Annotated in this window: 5 protein-coding genes; all 5 read left to right on the forward strand. The window is 33.0% G+C overall.

All coding sequences use genetic code 11. The annotated features are described in order from the left end of the window. Positions 1 to 435 precede the first annotated feature (435 nt). Positions 436 to 948, forward strand: coding sequence for a 30S ribosomal protein S16 (locus Q0870_RS04875; protein ID WP_298551673.1), 513 nt, complete (start codon positions 436 to 438; stop codon positions 946 to 948). 175 nt (positions 949 to 1123) lie between these two features. Then, entirely contained in the window at positions 1124 to 1654 is a 531-nt protein-coding gene (rimM, locus tag Q0870_RS04880) for a ribosome maturation factor RimM (protein WP_298551675.1), read from the forward strand. 59 nt (positions 1655 to 1713) lie between these two features. Then, positions 1714 to 2373 carry a methyltransferase gene (locus Q0870_RS04885; protein ID WP_298551692.1) on the forward strand — a complete coding sequence of 220 codons (660 nt, stop codon included), beginning with the start codon at positions 1714 to 1716 and terminating at the stop codon, positions 2371 to 2373. 101 nt (positions 2374 to 2474) lie between these two features. Then, positions 2475 to 3653, forward strand: coding sequence for an acyl-CoA dehydrogenase family protein (locus tag Q0870_RS04890; protein WP_298551677.1), 1179 nt, complete (start codon positions 2475 to 2477; stop codon positions 3651 to 3653). Positions 3654 to 3812: 159 nt separating this feature from the next. Continuing rightward, a complete protein-coding gene (locus Q0870_RS04895) occupies positions 3813 to 7268 on the forward strand; it encodes a hypothetical protein (protein WP_298551679.1) in 3456 nt (1151 codons plus the stop codon). Positions 7269 to 7366: the final 98 nt, after the last annotated feature.

A 7366-nucleotide genomic window follows, 5' to 3' on the forward strand; every position in this document is an offset into this window, starting at 1 on the left:
AGAGTTGTAAACAAAAAAGTGTCAACATTTTTTAAGTATATTTTGCTAAAATTATTCTACATTAAAAAAACAAATCAGCATTTTATGAAATTTCGGCTATTCATTTAATTCTGATAGCAGTGTTTTTAATATGATTAAAACCGTAGCTAAAACACAACAAATAAAACAGTTGACTGAACTCAAAGCATACCTAACAATAGTGATTGCCTAGAAATTTGACACTAGACTCAACAAGAAAATTCTTTTTAGTAGCCAATAAAGAAGATAGACTATATCTAATATATTCCCCAGAAAACTAGAATTTTCACCTAATGCAAAAACACCTTCTCCAGTTTGTTTAAAATTTCAAACAAATTACTGGTAATTAGGGAATAATAAAGTATCTTTGCGCCCTCATTAATAACAGAGGTCGAGAACCTCAAATAATTAATTATTATGCCAGTAAAGATTAGATTACAAAGACATGGTAAAAAAGGGAAACCTTATTACTGGATCGTAGCAGCTGATGCACGTTCAAAAAGAGATGGTAAATACCTAGAAAAATTAGGTGCTTACAATCCAAATACAAACCCAGCAACTGTTGAATTAAACGTTGATGGTGCTGTACAATGGTTACAAAATGGTGCACAACCAACTGACACTGCAAAGACATTATTGTCTTACAAAGGCGCAATGTTAAAGAATCACTTAGTTGGTGGTGTTAGAAAAGGTGCTTTAACTGAAGAGCAAGCAGAAGCTAAATTTACTGCTTGGTTAGAAGAAAAAGAAGCTAAAATTCAAGCAAAAGCCGATGGTTTATCTACTGCTGAAGCAAAAGCAAAAGCTGATGCTCTAGCTGCCGAAAAAGCTGTTAACGAAGCAAGAATTGCTGCTGCAGCTCCTGCTCCTGTTGAAGAAGAGGTAGCTGAAGATACTGCTGCTGCTGATGCTTCAAACGAAGAAGAATAAGAAAAAAATAATTTTTTATACTTTTAAACTCCGATAGCAATATCGGAGTTTTTTATTTAACCAAACTTTTAGAAGTTAGGTTAAATAATTCCCATAAAAATGGGAATCTCATAAACTTTAGAATTAAATTTGAAAAGATTCCCGCCTTCGCGAGAATGACAAAAATACTTTTTCTATGAAAAAAGAAGATTGTTTTTACTTAGGTAAAATTGTAAAAAAGTACAGTTTTAAAGGAGAAGTATTAGCTAAATTAGATACAGACCAACCTGAACTTTATGAACATTTAGATGCCATATTTCTAGAATTAAGAAATAACCTTGTTCCCTTTTTTGTTGAGAGTTCTCAATTACACAAATCTGAATTGCTTAGAATAAAATTTGAAGATGTAGATGTTGAAGCTGATGCTGATGCTATTATGAAAAGTGGTCTCTATCTCCCTTTGGATTTATTACCAAAACTTGATGGTAATAAATTCTATTTTCATGAAGTTATTGGGTTTACCATAAAAGACAAAAACTTTGGAGATGTTGGTATTATAAAAGCCATTAACGATTCGACTGCGCAATCGCTTTTTGAAATTGACAGAGATGGAATTGAAATTCTAATTCCTATGAATGATGAGTTTATTGTAAAAGTAGATAGGGACAACAAAACCATTCTCGTAGAAACTCCGGAAGGATTAATTGATTTATATTTAGAAGAATAGTTGTGTATAGAAAGCCCTTTAAATTTAAAGAATTCACAATAAACCAAGACCAATGTGCCATGAAAATTGGCACCGATAGTGTTATACTAGGCGCTTGGACTTCTCTAAAAAACAATCCTATTTCTGTTTTAGATATTGGTGCTGGCACAGGGGTTTTATCATTAATGTTAGCGCAACGCAGTTATGCTGAACTTATTGATGCTATTGAAATTGATGACAATGCTTATGAGCAATGTGTTGAAAACTTTGAGCAATCGGATTGGGGAGACCGTTTATTTTGTTATCATGCTTCATTAAATCAATTCGTTGATGAGATTGAAGATAAATACGATTTAATTATCTGCAATCCGCCTTTTTATTCTGAGGATTTTAAAACGAAAAATAAACAACGAGATTTAGCTCGTTTTCAAGATGCGATGCCATTTGATTATTTACTAGAAAGTGTTTCTAAATTACTTTCGAATCAAGGTATATTCTCAGTTATTATTCCTTTTAAAGAGGACACTCAATTTTTAAATTTAGCTTCAAAATTCAACTTGTTTCCTAGTAGAAAACTTCATGTAAAAGGAAATCCAAATACAGAAATAAAACGAAGTTTGATAGAGTTTTCTTTCCGCGAAAGCGAAACAACAATAGAATCTCTAATTATTGAAACGGATAGACACCAATACACTTCCCATTATATTGATTTAACAAAAGATTTTTATTTAAAAATGTAAATCTATAAACGAATATAAAATTTATCTTATTCTCAATAAAACCTGATTTTTATTTGATTTTTTATATAAATTTGTAACATAACTGAATAAAATTAAATTTTATGAAGCCAGATTTATTTGAAGCACCTGATTACTACAACTTAGATGAGTTACTTACAGATGAACATAAATTAGTTCGGGACGCCGCTAGAGAATGGGTAAAAAGAGATGTTTCTCCCATTATTGAAGAATACGCTCAAAAAGCAGAATTCCCAAAACAAATTATTGGTGGTTTAGCTGAAATTGGCGCTTTTGGACCGTACATTCCTATGGAATATGGTGGAGCAGGTTTAGACCAAATTAGTTATGGTTTAATCATGCAAGAAATAGAACGTGGCGATTCTGGTGTTCGTTCTACAGCTTCGGTACAATCATCATTAGTAATGTATCCCATTTGGAAATACGGTAATGAAGCGCAACGCAATAAATATTTACCAAAATTAGCAAGTGGTGAATGGATTGGGTGTTTTGGTTTAACTGAGCCCGATCACGGCAGTAATCCTAGCGGTATGGTTACCAATTTTAAAGATAAAGGCGACCACTATTTGCTAAACGGTGCGAAAATGTGGATTAGTAACGCACCTTTTGCTCAAGTAGCTGTTGTTTGGGCAAAAAATGAAGAAGGTCGTATTCATGGACTTATTGTTGAACGTGGTATGGAAGGATTTTCTACACCAGAAACCCACAATAAATGGTCACTTCGTGCTTCGGCTACTGGAGAGCTTATTTTTGATAATGTAAAAGTACCTAAAGAAAACTTACTACCTAACAAATCTGGATTGGGCGCTCCGCTTGGTTGCTTAGATTCTGCACGATACGGAATTGCATGGGGTGCTATTGGTGCCGCCATGGATTGCTATGATACGGCGCTTCGATATAGTAAAGAGCGTATACAATTTGGAAAACCTATTGGACAATTTCAACTACAACAAAAGAAACTTGCTGAAATGATTACCGAAATTACCAAAGCACAACTTTTAACCTGGCGTCTGGGTGTTTTACGTAATGACGGCAAGGCAACATCCGCACAAATTTCTATGGCTAAGCGTAATAATGTGGATATGGCAATTAATATTGCTCGAGAAGCTAGGCAAATGCTTGGTGGCATGGGTATTACAGGAGAGTATTCTATTATGCGCCACTCCATGAATTTAGAAAGTGTTATTACTTATGAAGGCACGCACGACATCCATTTATTAATTACAGGATTGGATATAACGGGGTTGAATGCTTTTAAATAATAGCTGATATTTTCAAGAAATAATATCTATTATTTACTACATCGTTATCGTAAAAATATACTGATAACATGACTTTTGACAGGTTTTTTAAACATCTCTGAACTTAACTTTGTATCAAACCTTTATAAGGTATACGAGCAAAATTAAAGTTAGAGTATCATGGAAGAATCAAGAAAAGACACCATCCAATTTATCAATTTACAATTAGCAGCAATTGGACAGCCTATTTTTAAGGACAAAGAAGATAGCAAAGAAAAGTTTTGCGATCCAGAATTCGAGAAAAATACACGTCCGCTAATAATGAGTCTTAGAGAAAAATCAAGACTTTTAGGAAATCACCTAGCTCCCGCAGATGCCAGAATTCAAAATTTTATAGACGACTATTTAAAAGATGTATCGGTTAATGTATCATATAAACTATCTAACAATACATTAATTCTATCTAAAAAGGGGCAAGCAAGAGAAGCTAGTTTACCGCCTAATGGTAATTCTTTTGAAAGTGATTTAGTTAATTCAAAACGATTAAAGCAAGGGATTTTAAATAACCCTTTACACGATAAGAGAACAACCAAAGGAACGTTTCATATTGTTGAAGGCCCACTTCCTGTACCTTTAGACAAAAAAGAAGTTCCTAAAGTAGTTTTAGCTCATTTTTTAAATGCAGCCTTTAAACCTACAGATGAGTTAAATACGCTTCCGTTTACATCAAATCAGGACAAACAAGCTAAAACCATGGTTTCAATGCTTTTAAGACCAGTGGTATGTCCTGAAGCTAAAGGCGTAGTTTCAGAAAAATCTTTAGAAGTTCGCTTTTTTGCACCTGGTTCTTTAGTTAGTAATTTAGATTTTGTAGAAAATATTTTTGGTAATGCTGGCAATCCTAATTTAGCTCATAATGATGCTGCCTTAGATCCAGAACACTGGACAGGTCATACAGGATGTATTATTCTTGCTCCACAATTATTAAAACTGAAAAAGAAAGATGTAGGTCTTCCTCATTTTGATGATGCTACAGAGCGTCAGAAAAAAGATGGCATGTGTTGGATAGAAGAAAACGAACTTTATAATGACGGTGGCGCTTTTAAAATTACTTGTAGAGACGAAAGCGGCGTAGTAGTTACCTTGATAGCAGACAATTATTATGGCTATTCTAAAAAAGAAATTAAGACTCAAATTAGTTATTCTGCGAATTTATTCGGAATTTTAGAAGAAGAACATGCTGGTGGCGCTATAGCTTACGCTAGACGTGTTATGGGAGATACCGTAAACTGTAATGATTACAATCAATATTATGGACTAGATCATACTTTTGAAGATGTAAAAAACTTATTAAAGGATAGTATTGAGGTGAAACCAGAAAACTATGCAATAGATAAAAATTACCCTAACATAATTTACATTCCTGAATCGTCATATTTCAACACAAATACTAATAGCATCACTTGGAATTATAAAGGCAAGGAACAAAAGTTAAAGTTATCACCTTTTAAAACTTATGTACATCCATCTGGAAACAAACTAAGATTAGAGAAACATAAATCTGTTAATTTGTGGCGTATTATAGAAACGTATCCTGAAGGTGTATTTTGCCATAAACCTTGTACGGTTTCTGGCGGAGGTAAATCTGAGATTTCTAAATCTATGCAGAATGCCATTACTTATAGTAGATTTAACATTCATAACATCGAAGAAGATTTTAAGAAAGCTGATGAAATTATAGAGTTTGATTACTCAACAAGATGGAAAGACAATGATCCAAATAGACCAAAATCAAGATCATTCTTAAGTGAAAAAAGAACTTTAGGTTCGGTTGTAAAACTATTAACCCCTTCTGATGAAAACTCAGATGAGTTTAATGCATGGTTAGAGAATATCCCTGTACATGTACGCTCATTAGTATTGTTTGTAAAACGCTTATTCAGACAAGCTCATGGTGGTAATTTAAATTGGAAAGACTTAATGTCTGTTGAAATTATTAATGGCGTTAAAGGCACTTCTTTAATTTACAACAACAACCCGGTTGTAGGTAGTTATGTTCGTATTGGGTTCAATCAAGAGGGCAATTGGATGCTTAATAAATTGCGTTCAGATTTTTCAGCTTGTGAAAAAATTCAAACTGAAGATGATATCACAGCTTCTATAACTATTCCTAAAAATCAGTTGAAAGATTTAAACCCAGAATACACAAATCAAAGTGTAAAAGTATTAACAAACTGTGAGGCTCATTTATTTCAAAGACCAGATGAAGCTATTGTAAGAGGTTATGATAAAGGTGCAGAATTAGATATTATTTCGGATGGTAGATTCTTAACTAACTATGAAAAGTTAACTAAACAAGATGCCATTGAAATCTACGAAGACACTATAAATTATGATAAGTACACACAACCTGTTCAAGATTTTATAAAAGAAATCATTGACAGTGACGATGAAGATGTGCAGTTTGTATTACCATCTCATCCAAGAATTATTGAAGATGGTTTACCAACGAAAAACCCACGTTATTTAGAGCCTAATAAGTTTTATGATGAAACTGAAGCATCTTACATCTCAGATATGGGTGTTCGTTTAAAAAGAAAAATCCAGCTAAGCGACCCTGTAATTCATGTTGTAAATGCTGTTTTACCTGGTAGAAGAAATAATCCTGCTGATAAAGAAGCTGGTATTAGACCATTAGCAGTTTATAACCCAATACATTATCAGGAAACTCCAGAGCTATTTATGGATTTTATTTGTAGCTTAACAGGTAAATCACCATCAACTACAGGAGCAGGATCTGAAGGCGCATTAACCAAAGCACCGTTTAATATGTTAACACCAACAACAGATTTAAACAACGCTTTGTTATCTCACATTTTAACAGAATCTAACGGGTTTAGTACCGCAGCAGGTTATGTTGGTGGAGAAAACAAAATAGATCATGATGTGAGTTTACTAATACCAGAAATATGGGCTAGAATGGCTCCACACGATAGAGACCCTAAAAACTTAATTAAAAATGGTGCTCTTGAAAAACTCGAAGATTTTGAGTATGAAGGCCAAAAAGTATTAGCAAGTAGATTAGGTTACAGAATTACAAAAACGTTTTCATTACTCTGCTTAAACAGACTGTTTGATGAACCTACAGCTGTATTTAGTGAACGCATGCTAAAACCTGAACTTCAAGGTATGGAAGATTATGTTGATGGTATTAACAATATTATTGAAGCACAACAAAAAGTGGCTGTTAACTATTTTGAGGATGGCAGCATTGATGCAGCTATTCCACCATTAAAAATCTTACTGCATATTATGGCTTATGGCGAATATGAAGGTAAGGATATTAGCGACCCAGAATTACGTAAATTCTTTGATAGAGATTATGTTACAAATAGCGATTGGTATAAAGAACGACTAGAATTGAAACAACAAAAGGATATTCGTTTTTATGTTACTCAAATAGACTATTTAGAAGGTTTTATTAAAAACCCAGATAATGAAACTTTAGTTTCAGAACTGAACATTAAGGATCGACTAAAATCTGTGAAAACTTTGTATAAAAAAGTGAAAGCAGATAGTTATTTAACAACTTTAATTGGAACAATTGGTGCTGACCCATTGTATAAAAAAAGTTAGTTAATCTAAATTTAATAAAATTTGTCTAGTCCTAAATAGTCGATACAGATTATTAAAGGATTAAATTTATTAATTAAAACTGAACAATCATATGATTG

The sequence above is a fragment of the uncultured Algibacter sp. genome (genome assembly GCF_947487575.1).
Classification (GTDB): Bacteria; Bacteroidota; Bacteroidia; order Flavobacteriales; family Flavobacteriaceae; genus Algibacter_B.